Annotated in this window: 24 protein-coding genes; 13 read left to right on the forward strand and 11 right to left on the reverse strand. The window is 57.5% G+C overall.

All coding sequences use genetic code 11. The annotated features are described in order from the left end of the window. Positions 1 to 62 precede the first annotated feature (62 nt). Positions 63 to 275: a hypothetical protein gene (locus tag EFB11_RS14650; protein WP_122790973.1), complete on the forward strand. Its 213-nt coding sequence runs from the start codon at positions 63 to 65 to the stop codon at positions 273 to 275. A 48-nt stretch (positions 276 to 323) separates the two neighbouring features. Here the strand turns inward: EFB11_RS14650 and EFB11_RS14655 are convergent, their stop codons facing one another. Genes EFB11_RS14655 through EFB11_RS14665 form a run of 3 tightly spaced genes read right to left on the reverse strand, consistent with a single transcriptional unit; the run spans position 324 to position 3,396 of the window. After that, positions 324 to 1,709 carry an aminopeptidase gene (locus tag EFB11_RS14655; protein WP_122790975.1) on the reverse strand — a complete coding sequence of 462 codons (1,386 nt, stop codon included), beginning with the start codon at positions 1,707 to 1,709 and terminating at the stop codon, positions 324 to 326. 52 nt (positions 1,710 to 1,761) lie between these two features. After that, positions 1,762 to 2,355, reverse strand: a complete 594-nt coding sequence (coaE, locus tag EFB11_RS14660) for a dephospho-CoA kinase (protein WP_122790977.1) — start codon at positions 2,353 to 2,355, stop codon at positions 1,762 to 1,764. A gap of 12 nt (positions 2,356 to 2,367) precedes the next feature. Then, positions 2,368 to 3,396 (reverse strand): L-threonylcarbamoyladenylate synthase, encoded by a 1,029-nt coding sequence (locus EFB11_RS14665; protein WP_122790979.1) that lies wholly within the window; start codon positions 3,394 to 3,396, stop codon positions 2,368 to 2,370. Positions 3,397 to 3,557: 161 nt separating this feature from the next. On the opposite strand from EFB11_RS14665, the gene EFB11_RS14670 reads away from it, so the two are divergent. The 6 genes from EFB11_RS14670 (at position 3,558) to EFB11_RS14695 (ending at position 7,449) form a co-directional block, all read left to right on the forward strand. Next, positions 3,558 to 4,577 carry a type II secretion system F family protein gene (locus EFB11_RS14670; RefSeq protein ID WP_122790981.1) on the forward strand — a complete coding sequence of 340 codons (1,020 nt, stop codon included), beginning with the start codon at positions 3,558 to 3,560 and terminating at the stop codon, positions 4,575 to 4,577. A 9-nt stretch (positions 4,578 to 4,586) separates the two neighbouring features. Beyond that, the gene (locus EFB11_RS14675; protein ID WP_122790983.1) at positions 4,587 to 4,892 is read left to right on the forward strand and encodes a hypothetical protein; all 306 of its coding nucleotides are present in this window, start codon (positions 4,587 to 4,589) and stop codon (positions 4,890 to 4,892) included. Further along, a complete protein-coding gene (locus tag EFB11_RS14680; RefSeq protein WP_122790985.1) occupies positions 4,889 to 5,359 on the forward strand; it encodes a hypothetical protein in 471 nt (156 codons plus the stop codon). The genes EFB11_RS14675 and EFB11_RS14680 overlap by 4 nt, the downstream gene beginning before the upstream one ends. After that, on the forward strand, positions 5,356 to 5,799 hold the full coding sequence (locus EFB11_RS14685) for a hypothetical protein (RefSeq protein WP_122790987.1): 444 nt from the start codon (positions 5,356 to 5,358) through the stop codon (positions 5,797 to 5,799). The genes EFB11_RS14680 and EFB11_RS14685 overlap by 4 nt, the downstream gene beginning before the upstream one ends. After that, a complete protein-coding gene (locus EFB11_RS14690; protein ID WP_122790989.1) occupies positions 5,796 to 6,212 on the forward strand; it encodes a hypothetical protein in 417 nt (138 codons plus the stop codon). The genes EFB11_RS14685 and EFB11_RS14690 overlap by 4 nt, the downstream gene beginning before the upstream one ends. A gap of 544 nt (positions 6,213 to 6,756) precedes the next feature. Beyond that, positions 6,757 to 7,449: a ClpP family protease gene (locus EFB11_RS14695; protein ID WP_122791334.1), complete on the forward strand. Its 693-nt coding sequence runs from the start codon at positions 6,757 to 6,759 to the stop codon at positions 7,447 to 7,449. Between the two features lie 58 nt (positions 7,450 to 7,507). On the opposite strand, the gene EFB11_RS17415 is transcribed toward EFB11_RS14695, so the two are convergent. Beyond that, complete coding sequence (locus EFB11_RS17415; RefSeq protein ID WP_279220555.1) at positions 7,508 to 7,642, reverse strand: hypothetical protein; 135 nt, start codon at positions 7,640 to 7,642, stop codon at positions 7,508 to 7,510. Between the two features lie 120 nt (positions 7,643 to 7,762). On the opposite strand from EFB11_RS17415, the gene EFB11_RS14700 reads away from it, so the two are divergent. The 3 genes from EFB11_RS14700 to asnB all read left to right on the forward strand — a co-directional run bounded on the left by EFB11_RS14700 (position 7,763) and on the right by asnB (position 11,745). Beyond that, on the forward strand, positions 7,763 to 7,957 hold the full coding sequence (locus tag EFB11_RS14700; RefSeq protein ID WP_122790991.1) for a hypothetical protein: 195 nt from the start codon (positions 7,763 to 7,765) through the stop codon (positions 7,955 to 7,957). Between the two features lie 225 nt (positions 7,958 to 8,182). Then, entirely contained in the window at positions 8,183 to 9,784 is a 1,602-nt protein-coding gene (locus tag EFB11_RS14705) for a mannitol dehydrogenase family protein (RefSeq protein WP_122790993.1), read from the forward strand. A gap of 134 nt (positions 9,785 to 9,918) precedes the next feature. After that, entirely contained in the window at positions 9,919 to 11,745 is a 1,827-nt protein-coding gene (asnB, locus tag EFB11_RS14710) for an asparagine synthase (glutamine-hydrolyzing) (protein WP_122790995.1), read from the forward strand. Positions 11,746 to 11,796: 51 nt separating this feature from the next. On the opposite strand, the gene EFB11_RS14715 is transcribed toward asnB, so the two are convergent. Beyond that, complete coding sequence (locus EFB11_RS14715) at positions 11,797 to 12,273, reverse strand: heme-degrading domain-containing protein (RefSeq protein ID WP_164706793.1); 477 nt, start codon at positions 12,271 to 12,273, stop codon at positions 11,797 to 11,799. Positions 12,274 to 12,401: 128 nt separating this feature from the next. Between EFB11_RS14715 and EFB11_RS14720 the strand changes: the two genes are divergently transcribed. The 3 genes from EFB11_RS14720 to EFB11_RS14730 are packed head-to-tail and all read left to right on the forward strand — an operon-like array spanning position 12,402 to position 14,762. Beyond that, a complete protein-coding gene (locus tag EFB11_RS14720; protein ID WP_122790999.1) occupies positions 12,402 to 12,821 on the forward strand; it encodes a carboxypeptidase-like regulatory domain-containing protein in 420 nt (139 codons plus the stop codon). A 6-nt stretch (positions 12,822 to 12,827) separates the two neighbouring features. Continuing rightward, positions 12,828 to 14,231 (forward strand): peptidoglycan-binding domain-containing protein, encoded by a 1,404-nt coding sequence (locus tag EFB11_RS14725; protein WP_122791001.1) that lies wholly within the window; start codon positions 12,828 to 12,830, stop codon positions 14,229 to 14,231. Between the two features lie 6 nt (positions 14,232 to 14,237). Beyond that, positions 14,238 to 14,762: a peptidoglycan-binding domain-containing protein gene (locus tag EFB11_RS14730; protein WP_122791003.1), complete on the forward strand. Its 525-nt coding sequence runs from the start codon at positions 14,238 to 14,240 to the stop codon at positions 14,760 to 14,762. A 37-nt stretch (positions 14,763 to 14,799) separates the two neighbouring features. On the opposite strand, the gene EFB11_RS14735 is transcribed toward EFB11_RS14730, so the two are convergent. From EFB11_RS14735 to EFB11_RS14760, 6 genes are all read right to left on the reverse strand, one after another. Beyond that, on the reverse strand, positions 14,800 to 15,594 hold the full coding sequence (locus tag EFB11_RS14735) for a DUF4261 domain-containing protein (protein ID WP_164706794.1): 795 nt from the start codon (positions 15,592 to 15,594) through the stop codon (positions 14,800 to 14,802). Between the two features lie 127 nt (positions 15,595 to 15,721). Next, a complete protein-coding gene (gene serS / locus EFB11_RS14740) occupies positions 15,722 to 16,999 on the reverse strand; it encodes a serine--tRNA ligase (RefSeq protein WP_122791007.1) in 1,278 nt (425 codons plus the stop codon). An 18-nt stretch (positions 17,000 to 17,017) separates the two neighbouring features. Continuing rightward, a complete protein-coding gene (locus EFB11_RS14745; RefSeq protein WP_122791010.1) occupies positions 17,018 to 17,563 on the reverse strand; it encodes a hypothetical protein in 546 nt (181 codons plus the stop codon). Positions 17,564 to 17,599: 36 nt separating this feature from the next. Continuing rightward, the gene (locus tag EFB11_RS14750) at positions 17,600 to 18,472 is read right to left on the reverse strand and encodes a ParB/RepB/Spo0J family partition protein (RefSeq protein WP_122791012.1); all 873 of its coding nucleotides are present in this window, start codon (positions 18,470 to 18,472) and stop codon (positions 17,600 to 17,602) included. Positions 18,473 to 18,491: 19 nt separating this feature from the next. Further along, positions 18,492 to 19,247: a ParA family protein gene (locus EFB11_RS14755; protein ID WP_279220556.1), complete on the reverse strand. Its 756-nt coding sequence runs from the start codon at positions 19,245 to 19,247 to the stop codon at positions 18,492 to 18,494. Positions 19,248 to 19,478: 231 nt separating this feature from the next. Beyond that, the gene (locus EFB11_RS14760; RefSeq protein ID WP_122791016.1) at positions 19,479 to 20,291 is read right to left on the reverse strand and encodes a ParB/RepB/Spo0J family partition protein; all 813 of its coding nucleotides are present in this window, start codon (positions 20,289 to 20,291) and stop codon (positions 19,479 to 19,481) included. Positions 20,292 to 20,358 lie beyond the last annotated feature (67 nt).

A 20,358-nucleotide genomic window follows, 5' to 3' on the forward strand; every position in this document is an offset into this window, starting at 1 on the left:
TGATTTCATGCTTTTGTCGTGGTATTCTCCTGCAATATCAAAACAGGAGGTGCAAAGGTCTCATGTGGTGGATCGAAATTCTTGAGAAGTACTGGAACCAGCTGCGCGACTTTATCCAAAAGTACGGCATGCTTTCCTTCGTCATCCTGGTATTTTACTTCGTCCTGCTCGTCATCGCCTTCTTTGCAATCCTGCAAATTCGCACCATTATCCATACAAACGTGACCCATATTGAATACGGCATGTATTTGCCGCAGCTTTTCCGGGGATTATGAAACCGCCCTCTCCGGTTGGAGAGGGCGGTTATTACTTTCCGTATTATATTACGCTTTGTAGAATGCACCCATTCCCAGGAAGGCGCTGTACAGGTCGACCTTGGAGATGACCTCGAACGGTGCGTGCATGGACAGCACCGGCACACCAGCATCCACGGTGTCGATGTTGCGGTTGGCCAGGTACATGGCGACCGTACCGCCGCCGCCCTGGTCGACGCGGCCCAGCTGGGAGGTCTGCCACGGCACGCCCGCATTCTCCAGAATCAGGCGCACCTGGGCCATCAGCTCGGCATTGGCATCGCTCGTACCCGACTTGCCGCGTGCGCCGCTGTATTTCATCAGCGCAAAGCCGCAGTTGAGGCGGCCATCGTTGCGTGCTTCCGAAACATCGGCATAATTGGGGTCATACGCATTACACACATCAGTGGACAGGCAGGTCGAGTTTTCGTAGCATACCTCGGGATAAACGTCCTGGGTACGGCACAAATCGGCCATAAACGTATCGAAGAAACGCGACTGCATACCGGTCACGCCTTCCGAACCGATTTCCTCCTTGTCGACCAACAGGCAAACCGCCGTGCGGCGCGGGGTTTCATCGAGCGCAATCAGTGCAGTTGCTGCCGGATAGCAGCACACGCGGTCGTCGTGGCCATAGGCGCCCACCATGGAGCGGTCAAAGCCGATATCACAGGCGTTGAACGCAGGCACGCACGACAGCTCGGCCGACAGGAAATCGATTTCCCGCATGCCGTATTTGCGGTTGAGGTATTCCAGAATGGCCAGTTTGATCTTGTCCTTGCAGTCCTTGTCCTCGGTATTAGACGGCTGGGAACCGATCAAGATGTTCATATTTTCGGCCTTGATGCCGTCCACCATCTTTTCCTGCATCTGCTTGCTGGCCAGATGGGGCAGCAGGTCGGTGATGACGAATTTGGGGTCCTCCGGGTCGGAGCCAATATCCACCCGGAATTTGAGCATCTTGCCGTCGCGCACCACGCAGACCACGCCCCGCAGCTCGAGCGGGATCGCCGTCCACTGGTATTTCTTGATGCCGCCGTAATAGTGAGTCTTGAAGAACGCCATGCCTTCCTGCTCATAGAGCGGCACGGTGCGGATGTCGATGCGCGGTGCATCCAGATGGGCCGCGGTCAGCGCAATGCCATTTTGCAGGCTCTCCTGGCCGATGACCGCCAGGATGACCGCCTTTTCCCGGTTGATGCGGTAAATACGATCGCCGGGTTTGAGTTCCATGCCGCGCTTATAGGGCTGGAAGCCGGCTTCGTGCGCGATGTTCACAATGGTATTGACTGCGTCCCGCTCGGTCTTGCCGCGGTCCAGGAACAGCTTATACCCTTCGGCATACTGCTGCACTTTCTCGGCGTCCAGTCGGTCAAACGCCGGTTTCTTTTGATAAAACAGTTCTTCGGAAGTCATGTGATTTCTCCTTTATTGCAAGATATCGTTATTTTATGTATCCGGTCCCAAATCATACGCTGCAAAGCGCCTGCCAGACGGCTTGCGCCTGGACTTGCAGCTCCTCCGGGCTGCCATCGTTCTGGATGACAAACCGGCAGCGCGCCCGGTAAAAATCCTCATCCGGCTGGCTGTCGATGCGGGCACAGGCTGCCTCGCGTGTCAAACCATCCCGGGCCATGATGCGCTGTACCCGTGTTTCACGTGAAGCAATCACACCGATCACATCCTCACACAAAGCGTCGGCCCCAGTCTGGAACAGCGTGGGGGCGTCGTACAAGACAACCGGTTTGCCCTGGGCTTGCAGCTCGGCAAACCGCTGCTCGGAGGCGGCACGGATATACGGAAAAGTCAGGGCGTTGAGCTGCCGCAGCCGGTCGGGGTCGGCAAATACGATAGAAGCCAGTTTCGGGCGGTCCAGGCTGCCGTCCGGTGTCAGCACCGGGCCAAATGCAGTCGCCAGACCGTCGAGCATGGAACGGCAGGTGTCACACAGCGTACGATAGACCGCATCTGCATCGACCGTGCCCGCACCGAGCGCCACAAAGCTTTGTGATACCAAGGTCTTTCCCGCGCCCGAGCCGCCGGTCAGTCCAATGATCTTCATAGCCTTCTCCCCTTAAACGACATTGATGACATGGAAGCCTGCGGCTTTTTTCAGCCGGTTGGCCACCGCCAGCCCCAAACCCTTATCGTCCGGACATTGCGCCCAGATCTCGCGCACATTGGTATCGTCAAACGCGCGCAGCGCGTCAAAGATGCGGCGCGCCTGGGTCTGCACGTCGTCCGACGAACCGATCACCCGCCGCTCGTGCATTTCAAACTGAAAAGCACATTCGGAAAAACAGATGATGCCTGCATCCAGTCCGGCGTGCCGGGTGATATAGGCCGCCGTGCGTTCCGGGTCACCGCAAACGACCGTGACCGGCGCTTTGGGCGCATAATGGCGGTATTTCATGCCCGGCGCGGATACGCGCACATCGTCCCCGATTTTTTCGCGCAGCGCGCGGTCAACTTCGACCTCCCCCAGTACCTCACGGAGCTGTTCGAGTGAAATGCCACCCGGCCGCAGCAGGCGGGGCTTGTCCCCTGCCAGGGATACGACGGTCGATTCCACACCCACGGTGCACGGGCCACCTTCCAAAATGGCCGGAATCTTGCCGCCCAGGTCTTCCATTACATGGCTGGACGTAGTGGTCGACGGCCGACCGGACGTATTGGCCGACGGCGCGGCCAGCGGGACTCCGGCTTCGCGGATGAGCTCCTGCGCCACCGGATGGCTGGGCAGGCGGATGCCGACCGTATCCAGCCCGGCGGAAACCTCGTCCGGGATGCAGTCAGCCTTGGGTAAAATCATGGTCAGCGGGCCGGGCCAAAAGCGGGATGCGAGCTTTTCCACGCTTTCGGGCACCGTGCGCGCCAGGTCATACATCTGCTTCTGGTCGGCGATGTGGACGATGAGCGGATTGTCCTGCGGGCGGCCTTTGGCTGCAAAGATCTTGGCCACGGCTTTGCCATCAAGCGCATTGGCCGCCAGACCATACACCGTTTCGGTCGGCATGCCGACCACTTCGCCCGCACGCAGCAGCGTTGCTGCCTCGGTATAAGCCGTCCGGTCCTTGACCGGATCGAGCAATCGTGTAATCAATAGTATCTTTCCTCCTTGCCGGACCGTATTCTCCTCCCTTATTATACCGCCCCGCGGGGCGCGCGTCAAAAGTTTCGCCTGCCGCACAAATACAACTTTACCTGTCTGCCGAATCGGGCTATAATAAAAAAGTATTCCGATTTACGAGAGGAGGCGCGCGCATGCGGGGGAAAAAAAAGCGGGAACGGCTGCTATCGACCGATACCTTGGACGAATTCTGCCAGGATGCCGGCAATTACCTGCGGCGCGGGCATACCCTGAATGAATGCTTTGCCGCCATGGCCGCGCGCGCGACCGGCGCGGGCGAAGAACGACTGTATCTGGAGCTTCGTACCGGTGTGCGCACCGGTTCGCTGGCAGCCGCCATGCGCAAGACCGGCGCCTTTCCCGAATATATGGTCGACCTGATCGACCATGGCGAACAGGAAAACTGTCTGGAAGAAACCTTCACCAGTCTGTCGTCCTATTTTGAACGCGAACGGGCGGCCAACCAGAGTTTGCGCGGCCGGGCGGCCTATCCGGCCGTCATGGCAGCCCTGGCGACCGCCATCCTCATCATTGCAGCCGGGTTCGTGCTGCCGCTGTTTGCCGATCAGTTTTCCGCGTTGGGACTTTCGTTCTCCCCCTTTGCCCGCTGGGCCATGCGGGCCGGCCGCTGGCTGGCCGGTGTGGCTGGGGTGCTGCTGACCGGTGCGGTCTTTGCCGGGGTGCTGCTCTGGCTCATCCTGCAAAACCGCAGCATGCATTTCTTCTATTCGACCCTGCTCGCCCGCAAGCTGGCCGCCGCGCAGTTTACCGCTGCGCTGGCCCTGTTCTGCCGCTGCGGCAAGGAGGACCGCGATACGGTCCGGCTGGCGGCCTTTCTGACCAAGCACCCGGAAATCGACCAGGCAGCGGCCCAGATGCAAAACGATCTGGCCGAAGGCGCTTCCCTGCCCCAGGCGCTGGCCCAAAGCGGTCTGGTGTCAGGCGTTGCGCTCAGCCGCCTGCGCTCGGCTGGACGGCCGGCCTTTATCTTGGATGAGGCGGCGGCCCGTCTGGCGATCGATACCGCCACCCGCATGGACCGTTTGCTGGTGCGGCTCGAACCCATCATCGTGCTGGCGCTGAGTGCTTCGGCGGGTGCGATCTTATTGTCGGTCATGCTGCCGCTGCTCGGCGGTCTGGCCGCTATGGCGTGAGGTGGAACCATGAAAAGCATCCTCAAAAGCCTGGTCACGGCGCTTTTGATCGTGGCCATTTTCTTTTTTGGGGTCCAGTACATCGACGACTGGATGGCCCAGGAAAGCCGCCGCGCGCTCGAACAGGAACTGGAGCAGGCGGCCGAACATTGTTATGCGGTCGAAGGCCGCTATCCCCCCGACCTTGACTATCTGGAAGAACATTATGGCATCCGCACCGAACACCGGCGCTTTGCGGTGGATTATCGCCGCGTGGCCCCGGACCGCGCGCCTGAAATCACCGTGAAGGCAGACAAAGGGGGTGCGTGGGCATGAAATGGACGGCCATCACCCGCCATCGTGCGGGCACGACCTTTGTGCTGGTGTTTTTCCTGGTGTTTTTAGCGCTGGGCAGCATACTGGCATTCGAAGCCGTGCGCGTTTATGAAGGCATCGATGCGCGCGCGACCGATACCCATACCCGTTCGGTACCGCTCGATTATCTCACCGGGGCGGCCCGCCGCGCCGATGCGCAGGACGGGCTGGACATCGTCACCCTGTCCGACGGCACCACCGCGCTTTTGGCCCGGGAAAACGACATCGACTGGCTGTATTTCTGCCGCGATGGCTATTTGTACAAACAAAATTCCGCCAAGAATGTCGCCACCGCCGAACGGCTGTGCACGGCCGGTTCGCTGCGGCTGCGCTTTGTCGGCGGCCTGATCCGCGCCGATTATGTGGCGCCGGACGGCGGCCGGGAGACCCTGTTCCTGTCCCCGCGCACGACAGGAGGTGCCCCATGAAACGTTTGAGCCGTACCCGTCTGTTTTTATTAGAAATGCTGGTCAATCTTCTGGTGTTCTGTGTGGGCGCTGCCATCTGCCTGATGACCCTATCGCGCGCCTATTCGCTCAGCGCCAGCAGCCGCGTATCCACCCAGGCGCAGCGGGTGGTGCAGAATGCGGCGATGGCCTTCCGGGCCACGGACGGCGAACTGGCCGAAATGCCCAGCCTACTGTCCGGCCGCATGGAGGACGATGTGCTGCATATCTGGTACAGCCAGGACTGGCAGCCGGTCGCCGAAGCTGATGGCATCTACTGCCTGACCGTATCGGTCAAACCGCTGGAAAACCATGTGCGCCAGGCACAAATCACCGTTTCGCCGGTGCAGGGCGGCCAGCCGGTGGCCGAACTGAGCGTATGTGAATACGTCGGCACCGCGGCAAAGGAGGCGGACGGATGAAAAAAAGAAAAAGCAGTCTGGCCGTCGGATTCCCGACCATTGTGAATATCCTGGTGCTGCTGGTGTTCGCCTGCGTGTCCATGCTGTCGCTCAGCCGCGCACAGGCCGACCATATGGCCGCTTCCCATGCCTGGGATGTGACCTATGGCTATTTTGCCGCCGACCAGCAAGCACAGATGCTGCTCGGCACCATTGAATCCGCGGTGGCGCTGGAGCCCAGCCTGGCGGGCGTGGAAATGGAATCGCTGCTCAATGAGCAGGGTATTGCTGCTCGGTATGACCCGGACAGCCAGATCTTTTCGTTCACCCTGCCTGCGGACGAAGCCGGTACCCTGTCGGTGTCCCTGCATCTGCTGGAACCGGGCTCCTATGAGATCGTGTCCTGGCAGCTGGTGCCCTACGAAACCGAATAAAACACGGAACGCAATATTTATACAAAATATAGCGTTCCGTATTTTTATAATGGATGTACTATCCTGTAATATTTTTTATCCACATTGCAAAACGTATTATCCACAGGGTTTTCCACATCGATGCTACGCACAGTTATCAACTTATTGTAATTTTTCATTTTTAGATTCCAATTTGTATTTTTCGTTTTCCACTATCCCCACAGTTTTATCCACAGCATATATTACGCATTGTATGATTTTTGCCAAGCCTTTCGGCAAAATGCTGAGATTTCTTGTCGAATCATCCACAAACAGCTGCTTTCTTGTGGATAAATCTGAGGATAAGTGGATAACTTCTGTGTATAAAACTGTGGACATGTTGATAACTTCAAGTTATCATCCAAAAAAATCTCGTTTATTCCGCGCTTTGGCGAATACAATACGTAATGAACGCCTTGAAAATATTCCCATGACATTTTGTGCATGACCGCTGCCGTTTTCGGGAAGCTTATGGGGTGCGATGGTTTGCGCCATCGAAAAAAAGCGGCAAAGGAGCGGCAAGGTTATGTGTGAGCAGCAAAATTCCATCTCCGACAACGAAACGCCCGAGCGGGACAGCATTACGCAGACCGGTTCGATCACCGCGCGTTCCTCGCGCGGCACGATCCACTGCATCACCATCGTAGGCCAGATCGAGGGGCACATGGAAGCGCCCCAACAGACCAAAACCACCAAATATGAGCATATCATTCCCCAGATCACCGCCGTAGAAGAGGCCGACGACATCGACGGCCTGCTGGTGCTGCTCAACACCGTGGGCGGCGATGTGGAGGCCGGTCTGGCCATTGCTGAGCTGATTGCCGGCATGCGCAAACCCACGGTATCGCTGGTGCTTGGCGGCGGGCATTCGATCGGTGTTCCGCTGGCCGTTGCGGCCAAGCAGTCCTTCATTGCCCCCAGCGCGGCCATGACCATCCATCCGGTGCGCATGAGTGGAACGGTCATCGCCTCTCCCCAGACGTATGCTTATTTCCGGTCCATTCAGGAACGCATCACCGCCTTTGTCACCGCGCATTCGCACATCGATCCGGCGGTGTTCGAACGGCTGATGATGGCCACCGACCAGATGTCGGCCGATGTCGGCACGGTCGTCGGCGGGCAGGAAGCCGTCGATCATGGGCTGATCGATGCGGTTGGCAGCCTGTCCGATGCTTTGAGCGCCCTGCATCAAATGATCGGGCCGCGTGACACCCAATAAATAAGAAAACCGCCCAGACACCGTATGCGCATCACGCATCTCCGTCCGGGCGGTTTTCTTATTCTTCACTTTCCAGGACGATCTCTTCGGCCTGCTGCTGGATGCGAATGATGTCATCGGTCAATTCGGGCCGGTTTTCCATCAGGTCGCTCAGCTGATTGAAGAGAAAAATGTACGCGTCTTTGTACTGCATCGTTGTTTTATCTCCCTTCCACATTGTATATTATACATACTTTTGCAAGATAAATCTAGTCCTATATTCCCTTGCAAACACTCCCCTATAATGATAAAGGATAGAGAGGTGAACCGCATCATGTTTAAACTAGAGAGACGTGAATTCGTCAATAAAACCTTTCGGCTGCCGCTTGCGCTGGTAGAAGAATTGCAAGAACTGGCACAATGTAAAAACATGTCGCTCAACCAGCTTGTGATTCGCTGCTGCGAATATGCACTCAACGATCTGGCCGATGAGGATAAGCCGGTCACCGGTTCCAACCGGGATCACTGACCTTTCTACTGTATCATATTGACCTGTTCTAAAGCTGTCGATTTTACCGACAGCTTGCTTTTTTTGTCGGGATTTTTTTTGCATTTTTCCAAAACGCCCTACCCGAAGGGCTAAAATTTTGGTATACTGTTTTTAATAGGACCCTGTCCATGCGCGCTTTTGCCGGATGCCCCTGCGGGGCACCCCGATTTGGCCGCACTCGTTTTGGAAGGAAGGTAAACTCACATGAAACTCACATTGGAAAGTTTGCGCAATAACCTCTCCTGGAAGGGGTATCGCCTGCCATCCTATGATATTGAAGCTGCACGGCAAACGACCCACGACGCCCCCACCTGGCTGCATTTTGGTGCGGGCAGCCTGTTCCGTGCCTTCCCGGCTGCTTTGGCACAGCGCCTGCTGACCGCTGGCCTGTCCAAGACCGGCGTCATCTGCTGCGAAGGCTATGATGAAGAACTGATCGACCGCGTCTATCGCGCCAACGACAATCTGTCCATCATCGCGACCCTGTATGCCGATGGCCATATCCAGAAAGAAGTCATCGCTTCGGTCACCGAAAGCCTCAAGATGAGCGAGGATATGGACCGTTTGACCGAGATCTTCTGCGCACCCAGCCTGCAAATGGTCACCATGACCATCACCGAAAAGGGCTACACCATCCGCGACAATGAGCGCAATTTTGTGCCCGATTTCGCCTGGGATGCTTCGGTCGGCCCCAAAGCCGCGGCGGCATCCTTCTTTGGCCGCCTGGCATCGTTGTGCCTTGCGCGCTTGCACGCTGGCGCCCCGGCGTTTGCGCTGGTTTCGCTGGACAACTGCCAGAATAACGGTATCCGTCTGCGCCGTGCCATGACTGATATGGCAGACGCTTGGCTGGAAGGCGAATTCATCACCGATACCGAACACGACTGGCTGGTAAACTCTATCTCCTACCCGCTGTCCATGATCGATAAGATCACGCCCCGCCCGGATGCGCGTGTCACCGAGCAGCTGGAAGCCGACGGTTTGGAAGGCATCCGCCCGTTTATGACCGAAAAAGGCACCTATGCGGCCGCGTTCGTCAACACCGAGCGTCCGCAGTACCTGCTCATTGAGGACAATTTCCCGAACGGCCATCCGCCGCTTGAGCAGCTGGGCATCATCTTCACCAACCGCAAGATCGTAGACCGGTCGGCTCGTATGAAGGCTTGCACCTGCCTGAACCCCATGGATACCGCGCTGGGCGTTTATGGCTGCATGCTCGGCTACAAGACCATCCACGATGAGATGCACGACCCGCAGCTGGTCAAGCTCATCACCCGCATGAGCGTTGACGAAGCGATGCCCATGGTCGAAGACCCGGGCGTTATCAATCCGGTCGAATTCCTTCACGAAGTGCTGCGCGAGCGCTATCCCAACCCCTTCCTGCCCGATACGCCCCAGCGTACGGCGACCGATACCTCGCAAAAGCTGTCTACCCGTTTTGGCCAGACGCTGTATGCGTACTACAATTCGCCGGTACCCATGCACCGCGTTTCCAACCTGACCTATATCCCGCTCGTGCTGGCGGGCTGGCTGCGCTATCTGCTGGGTGTGGACGATCAGGGCCAGCCGTTTGACCGCAGCCCCGACCCCATGCTCCCCTATCTGGACAACCTGCTCGAAGGCATTGAGCTGGGCGGTGAACCGGCTAAGGAAAAGCAGCTTTATCCGCTGCTGTCGAACAAGTCCATCTTTGGCGCGAACCTCTACGAAGTTGGTCTGGCCGACCGCGTGACCGACATGTTTGCCGAACTCACCCGCGGCCCGGGCGCGATTCGCACCACGTTAATCAAATATTGCGGCGAGTAACGCCGTCTTGTGACCGGAGCCAAAAGGCTCCGGTCTTTTTTTGCATTTCCCAGCCTGCCCCCGCATATACATAAAGATGCCACACGGAACCGATCCGCGTGGCGCCAACCGAAACGGAAGGAGCTGGTGCATCGATGTGTGGAATTGGTGGACTGATCGATTATGGACGAGGCGCCCGGGTTTGGAGCGATGTCGGGCGCCGGATGGCCCGGGCGCTGACGCCCCGCGGGCCGGATACCGGCGGGCAGTATCTGGATGACAGCGCTCTGCTCGTCCATCGGCGGCTGATCGTCGTGGACCCGACGGGCGGCGCCCAGCCGATGGAATCACCAGATGGGAATATTATTTTAATATATAACGGAGAGTTATATAATACCGAAGACCTGCGCGTGCTGCTGCTGGCCAAGGGACACACTTTCCGCGGCCATTCGGATACCGAAGTGCTGCTGCACGCCTATCTGGAATGGGGTACCGCGGCATTTGAAAAGCTCAATGGCATTTATGCCTTTGCGCTGTGGGACAAGGCAAACGCGCGCCTGACTTTATGCCGCGACCGGCTGGGGGTCAAGCCGCTGTTTTACAGCCGCCAGCGCGACGGCGTCGTCTTTGGCTCGGAAATCAAAGCCGTGCTTTGTCATCCGGAGATCCGGCCGCGCGTGGGCGCGGATGGTCTGCGTTCGGTGCTGCTGCTCGGTCCGGCGCGACCGCCGGGATTTGGCGTCTTTGAAGGCATCGACGAACTGCTGCCCGGCCATTATGCCGTGCTCACGCCCGAAGGCTTCCATACCTATGCCTATTGGACGCTGCGCGCCCAGGAGCATACCGACTCCCCGGCCCGGACGCTCGAGCACACCCGCGAACTCATTGAGGATGCCGCGACCCGCCAGCTGGTCAGCGATGTGCCGCTGTGCACCTTCCTATCCGGCGGACTGGATTCTTCGATTTTGTCCATGCTGGCGGCCCGGGCTTATCAGCGGCAAAACAAACAGCTGCACACCTGGTCGGTCGATTACCGCGACAACGATAAGTATTTTACAAAGAGTTTATTTCAGCCAAATAGTGACTCTGAGTATATCGGCATGATGGTCGATGCCATTGGCTCGCAGCATCATGAAGTGGTGCTGGAAAATCCGGCGCTGTGCGCCGCCCTGCTGCCCAGCGTGGACGCGCGCGACCTGCCGGGCATGGCCGATGTGGATTCCTCGCTGCTGCTGTTCTGCGCTGCGGTCAAGAAAGAATTTACCGTGTGCCAGTCGGGCGAATGCGCCGACGAACTGTTTGGCGGCTATCCCTGGTATCACCGCGAGGAAATTTTGTTTGAGGATACCTTCCCCTGGTCGCGGTCGGTCGATTTCCGGCTGGGACTGTTGCAGGATGGTGTGGTCACCGATGGGCCGGAATTTGTCCGCCAGCATTATCTGGATACCTGTGCCGCAGCCGACAAGCTGCCGGGCGACAGCCGCAAGGATGCGCGCATGCGCGAAATGTTCCTGCTCAACCTACGATGGTTCATGGCGACCCTACTCGACCGCAAAGACCGCATGAGCATGTATTCGGGGCTGGAGGTTCGTGTCCCCTTCTGCGACCACCGCATCGTTGAATATGCCTACAACATGCCCTGGGACCTCAAGGCCTGGGATGGCCGGGAAAAAGGCATTGTCCGCAAGGCATTTGAAAACGATCTGCCCAAGGCCATCGTCTGGCGCAAAAAATCGCCCTACCCCAAAACCTTCTCGCCCGAGTATACCGGCCTGGTTTCCTCCTATGTGCGGCAAATTATGCAGGATGAACATTCCTATATCCCCAAGCTGTTCCGCGCCGAAGCCATCGAAGAACTGCTGCTCGAACCGGATTCCATGCCCGAGCCGTGGTATGGTCAGCTTATGCGCGGCCCGCAGGTCTTTGCTTATCTCATTCAGCTGGACCGGTGGTTTAAAAAATACCGCATCGAACTGGTCTAAAAAAACGAGCCCTTCCCGGTTGGGAAAGGCCCGTTTCACGTGAAACACGACTTATCTTTTTTTGCGGCCAAACCATTCGGTGAGCGTTTCCACGATCACCTGATGGTCGTCCAGGTGCGGCAGACCGGACACTGCGATGACGCCCACCTGTCCGATGCCGCGCACGATCAGCGGGAACCCGCCGCCGCACATGGCAAAATCCATGGGGGCCAGTCGTTCGCCTACCATGGTCAGGTTATGCGTTTCAAATTCTGCCCAAACCCGCAGCGACGATTTGCCAAACTGATTGACCGTATTGATCTTGCGCTGAAGCCAGTCGACATTGTGCTTGGCGGCCCCTTCGGTCACATGCTGAAAAACACGCAGCCCATTGATCTCAATGGCTACGGCAACGCCCTGGGAAAACGGCTTGGCGTGTTCGATCAGATGCAGACCGAACTCCAACGCATCCTCCCGGGAAAACGAGAAAAACTGAAACCGTTCTTCCTGCAAGGTGCAGGATTCCAAGATGGTTGCATAATCTTCCATATTCAATCCCCTTTCCATACCCTCTTTTTGCCTGGTTCCTTTGTTCTCATTATAAATCCATCGCCCGGGGAAGGCAATGCCAGAACGCCGCCCGGCGCTGAAAATTTTCTTTGAAAAGGAGTTTTTGTATGCACGATCCCCGAAATACTGCGGTGGGCTATCTGGTGGTCGCCGTGTCCACGGCGCAAAATGCCATTCCCATTGAAAATGCGCTGGTGACCGTATCTTCCTTAGATGAAAACGGAGTGGCCGAACTGCTATTCACCACCCGCACCAACCGTTCCGGCCAAACGGCCGAACTGCCGTTGCCCGCCCCGCCGCAAAGCAGTTCGCTTTCTCCGGGCAATCCCTATCCCTACGCCCGGTATGCGGTCACGGTCGATTATGACGGCTATCAGCCGATCTCTTCCTCGGACCTGACCATTTTCGCCGACATTGTCGCAACGCTTCCCGTATACTTAGTACCGCTGGAAGAATCCGCAATCCCACCGGTCACACCGGAGGTGCGTGTCTTTCCCAGCCACAGCCTAAATACACAGGAGGAGTGACCAAATTTGGCTTTACCGTTTATCCCGGAAACCATCACTGTTCACCTGGGGCGGCCAGACAGTCCGGCGCGCAATGTGACCGTTCCCTTCCCCGATTACATCAAAAATGTGGCGTCTTCCGAGATTTATCCCACCTGGCCGGAAAATGCCATCCGCGCCAATATGTATGCGCAAATCTCATTTGCCCTCAATCGGGTCTATACCGAATGGTACCGTTCGCAGGGTTATGATTTTGACATCACAAACTCCACGGCCTTTGACCAGGCCTATGTCCACGACCGGGATATCTTTGACAACATCTCCCGCATTGCCGACGAACTGTTCACCGATTACCTGACCCGGCCCGGGTCGGTCGAACCGCTCTTTGCCCAATACTGCAACGGCACGACGGTCACGTGCGATGGCCTCAGTCAATGGGGCACGGTCCCGCTCGCCGAAGAAGGACTGACTCCTTTTGAGATCCTCACCCGGTTTTATGGCGACGACCTGGTCATTGTAGAAAATGCGCCGGTGGCGCCCAACCTGGGCACCTATCCGGGCAAGGCGCTGCGGCTGGGCAACATCAGTGAAGATGTACGCACCATCCAGCTGCGGCTCAACCGCATCTCGACCAACTATCCCCTCATCCCAAAAATCTATCCGGTCAACGGGGCGTTTGACAAATCGACCGAAGATGCCGTCAAGGTCTTTCAGCAGACCTTCGGCCTGACGCCGGACGGCATTGTCGGCAAAGCGACCTGGTATCGCATTGCGTATCTATATTCGGCCATCAAACGGCTGGCCGAACTCAACAGCGAAGGCCTTTCGCTCAGCGAGGTCACACCGGTCCTGACGGGTGTATTGCAGCGGGGCGACCGGGGCGATCAGGTGCGGCTGGTACAGTATTACTTATCGGTTTTGGGCGCCTACTATCAGGAAATCCCCATCATCAAAGACGATGGCATTTTTGGCGAGCAGACCGAGCAAGCGGTCATGGCGGCCCAAAAACTGTTCGGTCTGCCGGTGGACGGCATCGTCGGTCCCATGACCTGGGAGGCTATCTATTCCACTTACCTGTCCATCGTGGACTCCAATCCCGATTTGACCACCCCGGACGGCGTGCCGGTCTTCCCTGGGCGGGTGATGATCGAAGGCATGTCAGGCGCCGATGTGGAGCAGGCCCAGGAGTTCCTCTCCTTCCTGTCGTCGATATATCCCGAGATTCCCAACATCCCGGTCACTGGATATTTCGGTGAACGCACACGGGAAGCGGTCATCGCCGCGCAGGAACTGTTCGGCCTGACGGTGACCGGTACCATTGGCCCGGCGACTTGGGACATCTTAGCCCGCCAATATGAAACAGGTACCCGTGGCGCACGAGCCGCCGAACAACAATTCCCGGGCTATGTGCTGCAAAGTGAGGAGGGATAAGCGGCCATGTATACCGAGGAACAACGCCGCGAACACATCCGCGGCCTGCAACAGGACCTGCGGGTCATCCAGGCCGCGCAGGAAGAGCCGCTGCCCCAGATCAACGGCGTGTATGATGCCCTGACCGAAAACGCCGTACGGCGCTTCCAGCGCCAGCAGGGCCTGCCCGCGACCGGCAAGACCGACCTGACCACCTGGGACCGTATCGTCCAGGAAGCCAACCACACCCGCAGTCGCACAGCCCTGCCGCTGGCGGTTCGGGTGTTCCCCAGCGCGTTATACCTGGTTGGTCCGGGCGATCAAGGACGGTTCTTATACATCCTGCAAGGCATCCTGAATGGCTTGGCGACCCTGTACTCCAATGTGCCGGCGCCCGACTATACGGGCATCTATGACCAGGCGACCGAAAACTCGGTCACCGCCTTGCAGCGCACCGCCGGCTTGCAAGCCACTGGCCGCTTGGACGCTGATACCTGGAATGCCATGGCGCATTTGTATTCCAATGTCGGCAATCGGCCGGATGACCCCTAACAAAAAAAGGACGTTCCGTGTGGAACGTCCTTTTGACTTATACCGCATATTCGCCGGGGGTGATGGCCATGACAATTCGCGGCGGCTCGATGAGCGCCTGCTGATATTGGAATGGCCAACGAATCTCCTTGGTAATGCCATAGTCATCCATGCCGTCAATGGTTTCCCCGCTCTTCATGATGGGGCCCACCGCATAGATGAGCGAAGCCACGCTGTATGCGTGCTTCATGACGGCCTGGGGTTTGAGCGAATGGAAATGATATTGCAGGTCCGGCAGACCGATGGTATGCAGACCGACCGTGTCGACCATCATATCCCCGGTCGTACCATTGACACTGAACAGGCGGGTGTTGACGCACAGATACAAGAACCGGTCACCGCCCCGCGCCGGATTGTTGCGCACCTGATCGGCCAGCAGCATCCGCCCGGAAGCCGGGGTATACACCGCCGTACAATCGGCATAAGCGTCCAGTACCGCTTCGGCTATGTGGACGATCAAGTCGCCGCGTTCCTTATACGACAGCGTTTGGATGTCCTGCACGGCGACCCGCACCCGATGGGTGCACGACCGGATGAGCGCATTGGCGTTTTGGATGTTCCACATCTGGCCGCGGGTAAAGTCGGAAATATCCTCCGGTTCAAACCGTTCGGGCGCCTGAATGCAAATCTTCGCGCTGCTCACCTGATAGCCGTCCTCTGTGCTAACGACTGTATCCAACCAGGCTGCCAGAGCCTTTTGCAGCGCGCCCTGCGACGCTGCGGCTGGACAACCGGTAAATAAAAATTCAAGTTCAAAAACCGGGACTCCCGGATTTTGCTGCATGTCCTGCATGCATGGCCACTTCCCTTCTCTTGGGTTTCCTCCATTATACGCCATTTTGTCCCGCCCCGCAAGTCAAACCCTTTAGGGTTTCACGTGAAACAAAAAAAGCTGCCCGCAGGCAGCTTTTTTGTTTTTCTTAGATCTGGTCGCAACCCATGAACGGACGCAGAGCTTCCGGAATGGTGACCGAGCCATCGGCATTCTGGTAGTTTTCCAGAATCGCGGCAACCGTACGGCCAACCGCAACGCCCGAACCATTGAGGGTGTGGGCAAAGACCGGCTTGCCTTCAGCATTGCGGCAGCGGATGTTGGCACGGCGTGCCTGATAGTCCAGGAAGTTCGAGCAGGACGAAATCTCGACATACCGGCCATAGGACGGCATCCAAACTTCGATGTCATAGGTGCAAGCCGAGGAGAAACCAACGTCGCCGGTGCACAGGCAAACCACACGGTGCGGCAGACCCAGACCCTGGAGCACACGTTCTGCCTCATGGGTCAGGTTCTCCAGCTGATTCCACGAATCTTCGGGAGCGGTGAAGTTCACGAGCTCGACCTTGTTGAACTGATGCTGACGGATGAGTCCACGCGCGTCGCGGCCAGCTGCGCCGGCTTCGCGGCGGAAGCAAGCCGAATAGGCGGCATAGCGTACCGGCAGCTGATCGGCCGGGATGATCTCATCGCGGAACATATTGGTGACCGGTACTTCGGCGGTCGGAATCAGATACAGGTCGCTGTCCTCGCGGCCGAGCTGATACATCTGCTCGGAGAACTTGGGCAGCTGGCCGGTACCGGTCATGGATGCACCGTTTGCAATAAAGGGCGGCAGGATTTCGGTATACCCGCCTTCTGCATCGGTGTGGGTGTTGAGGAAATAGTTAATCACCGCACGTTCCAGACGAGCGCCCAGACCGCGATAGAAATGGAAACGGGAGCCGGTGACCTTGGCGGCAACCTCAGGCAGCAGGATGCCCTTGTCCGAGCCAATGTCCCAGTGTGCCTTGGGTTCAAAGTCAAATTCCTTGGGCGTGCCCCAACGGCGGATTTCCGGGTTCTGGCTGTCGTCGGCACCGGTCGGGACCTTGTCGGCCGGAACGTTCGGGATGCCCAGCAGCACGTCCTTAAGCTGGGTTTCTACGTCAGTACGCTGTGCGTCCAGCTCCTTGACCTTGGCGGCAATGCCCTTCATCTCGGCCATGATCGCCGTGGTGTCTTCCCCGGCTTTCTTCATCTGCGGAATCTGCTTGGACACCTTGTTTTGCTGTGCCTTCAGCCCTTCCACTTCGCCGATGATTTCCTTGCGCTTGTCATCGAGCGCCAAAGCCTGATCGACGGCATCGTCATAGTTGGTGCCACGCAGCGCCAGGCGTTCCTTGACCTTGGCGGTATTCTCTCGGATGAAACGAATGTCTAACATAGTTCTTCGACTCCCTATTTATTGATATTGTTCTTTGATTTCCAAATAACGATCGGCCATCGCGCCGGTGAAAACCGCGTTATCTGCCGTACCATCCAGCCGGCCCGAACCATAGGTGCTTTCCAGATACTCCATGCACGTCTGAATGGTCTGGGTATCCTGCACGGCCACCGCGTTTTCCAGCAGCGCCATTTCATAAAATGCGTCCCGCTCGTCGAGCTGCTGCTGCAAAGCGGTCAGCATTTCCTCATCCTCCCCGATTCCCAGTTCGGTGCGGATGGCATCCAGTTCGCTTTGTGCCTTGTCCAAAGCGGTCTTCTGCTCCTCGACGGTCTGCTGCAAGGTCACGACTTTTTCCTGTACGCCTTGTACGGTCGTGTCCTTTTGCGCCAGTTCGCTGTTCATATTGGCAAGCTGCCGGTCTGCCCGGAGCTGGGTGACATAACTGAGCAAAATCAGCACCAGCGCCACGCTGAACAGGCCAATGATGTAAAACGCCAGATAGCGTTTGCTGACTTTTTTGTGTTCCTGTTCGCAGGGGGTTTCATTCTTCTTATCTTCCATGTTTCTCCTCCCAGGTGATATGAGGACAGTGCCTCTTTATACGCTCAGACGGTTGAGCGCTTCCAGCAGCCGCTCTAAGTCCTCTTCGCCATAGAATTCCAGGGTGACGGTGCCGCTTTTTTTGCCCTGTTCGATGCGCACCTTGCGCCCCAGATGGCTTTCCAGTCCGCGGGCGGCTTCGGCCAGATAATCCACCGAAACCGGCTGCTGCGCCGGACCGTTTTCAATTTCCTCGGCTCGGTTGATCTGACGCGCATACTTTTCCGCCTGCCGCACCGACATGCCGGCAATTTGCTCGATGGCTTCCAGCCGCCGCGTTTCATCCTGGATGGCCAGAATGGCACGCGCATGGCCGGGCGACAGTCCGCCGCTGGCCACCATATCCCGCGCTTCCTCGGGCAGCGCCAACAGCCGCAGCGCGTTGGAAATCGCCGGACGGGATTTGCCCACCCGGTCAGCGACCTGTTCCTGGGTCAGACCAAACCGGTGAATCAGCACATCATAGCCTTCGGCTTCTTCGATGGGGTTGAGGTCTTCGCGCTGCAAATTTTCGATCAGCGCCAGTTCCATCACCTGGCTGTCATCGGCTTCGATCACCATGGCCGGAATCTCGGTCAGGCCGATGCTGCGCGCCGCCCGCCAGCGGCGTTCGCCGGCGATAATCTGATAATATCCATCCTTGGCCGCGCGCACGGTAATCGGGGTAATCACCCCATGGGTCGCAATGGATTGCTTGAGTGCCTCCATGGCCTCCCGGTCAAACACCTTCCGGGGCTGATCGGGATTGGGTTCGACCAGTGCCATAGGCAGCGTGGAGATGCCGGCCGATTCTTCCGGGTCATCCCGCAGACTTTCGCCCAGCAGGGCGCCAAAGCCCTTGCCCAGACCGCCTTTTGCTGTCTTTGCCATTCATTCGCCCCTTCCCTTTTTATCCTTCACCGTTTTTGCTCAAAAATTCTTCGGCCATCGCCAAATATGCTTCCGAACCCCGGCACAGCCGGTCATACGCCGTGATGGGCTGTCCATGGCTGGGCGCTTCGGACAAGCGCACATTACGCGGCACGACCGTGGCATATACCCGGTCGCCGAAATGCTTCTTGACCTCCTCGACCACCTGCACGGCCAGATTGGTGCGGCCATCGTACATGGTCAGCACAATACCCTCGATGCGGATGCCGCGATTTAAGCCCTTCTGCACACTGCGCACGGTCGCCATCAGCTGGCTCAAGCCCTCGAGCGCGTAATACTCGGTTTGCAGCGGCACCAGAAAGCTATCCGAAGCGCACAGGCATTCCAAGGTCAGGATGCCGAGCGACGGCGGGCAGTCGATCAGGATATAATCGTACTCGTTTTTGATGGGCTGCAATACGTCACGCAGCCGGTACTCCCGGCGCTCGAGCCCAAGTAAGTCGATCTCCGCGCCTGCCAGATCGGTGTTCGACCCCAGCAGGTCGACCCACTGGGTGTGGATGATCGCCTTTTTGACATCGGGCTGATCGGCAATGACCAGATCATAAACGGTGGTTTCGATCTCGCGTGGGTCGATGCCCAGACCGGAGGTCGCATTGCCCTGCGGGTCAAAGTCGCACAGCAGCACCTTTTTTCCTTTTTCCTGCAAGGCAGCCGCTAAATTGACCGCCGTGGTCGTTTTGCCCACGCCACCCTTTTGGTTGATGAGCGCCACGGTCTTGCCTTGTTTTTGCTGTTTAATAAGAGGTCGCCCCCTCTTTGTGTGAAATCAGCGCCTTTTTGCGCTGTCTATCGACTATTATATCACATCCGGCCTGAAACGCAATCGGCAAGCGGACAATGTTTCACGTGAAACCGATGAATTTTTTTGGAAGGCCGCCAAAAAAACAGGATGTTTCACGTGAAACAGCCAAATCGACCGTTTCCCGAAAAACATCCTGTTATACTATTTTTTACAATTTGGGATCAAGATATGCAGCAGCACCCCATCGTCTTTATCCTCCCGTTCGACCTTGGCTTGCACGCCCGATTCTTTCATCACCCCCACGGCCTTGTCCACCGTGTTGAGGAAAAAGCGGACGTCTTTGATGAGCCGCAGGACGGTCTTTGGTTTTTCTTCCGGCGGCTCGGTGAGCAGCTTATCAATATACTGTTCGGTGCGGCTGACGTTCATCTGATGCTCGATGATGTGCGCGGTCACTTGCAGGCGCATCTCCTCCTCCGGGATGCGCAGCAGCGCCCGCGCATGGCGTTCGGTCAGTCCCCCATCCCGAATCATCTGGATGTTCTTTTGGGACAGTTTCAAAAGCCGCAGCTTGTTGGCTACGGCACTCTGTGTTTTGCCGACCTTGCGGGCGGCCTCTTCCTGGGTCAGACCAAAGGTGTCGATGAGCTTTTTAAAGCCCCACGCCTCTTCGAAAAAATCCAGGTCCCTTCGTTGCAGGTTTTCCACGAGCGCCAGGGCCGATGAATCCTGCTCGGTCGCGCTCATAATGATACAGGGCACTTCGAGCAGACCGGCCTGTTTGGCAGCGCGCAAGCGACGTTCGCCGGCGATCAGCTCAAATCCCTCGCCGGTTCGTCGCACGGTGAGCGGATTGAGCACGCCATATTGCCGGATGGAATCGGCAAGCTGGCCGATCGCTTCCGGATCAAAATACTTGCGCGGCTGATTCGGGTTGCGTGAGATCTGAGAGACCTTCACGCGCCGAAGCTGCCGCTCGGTGTTCGTGCTGCGGATGCTTAAAACTGGGGTCATGCAGCTTCCTCCTTTTTGTCATTCGGCATACGATGCCTATTGGTTATAGACTACCATTATATGCCAA

The organism is Intestinibacillus sp. Marseille-P6563, assembly GCF_900604335.1.
GTDB lineage: Bacteria > Bacillota > Clostridia > Oscillospirales > Butyricicoccaceae > Butyricicoccus_B.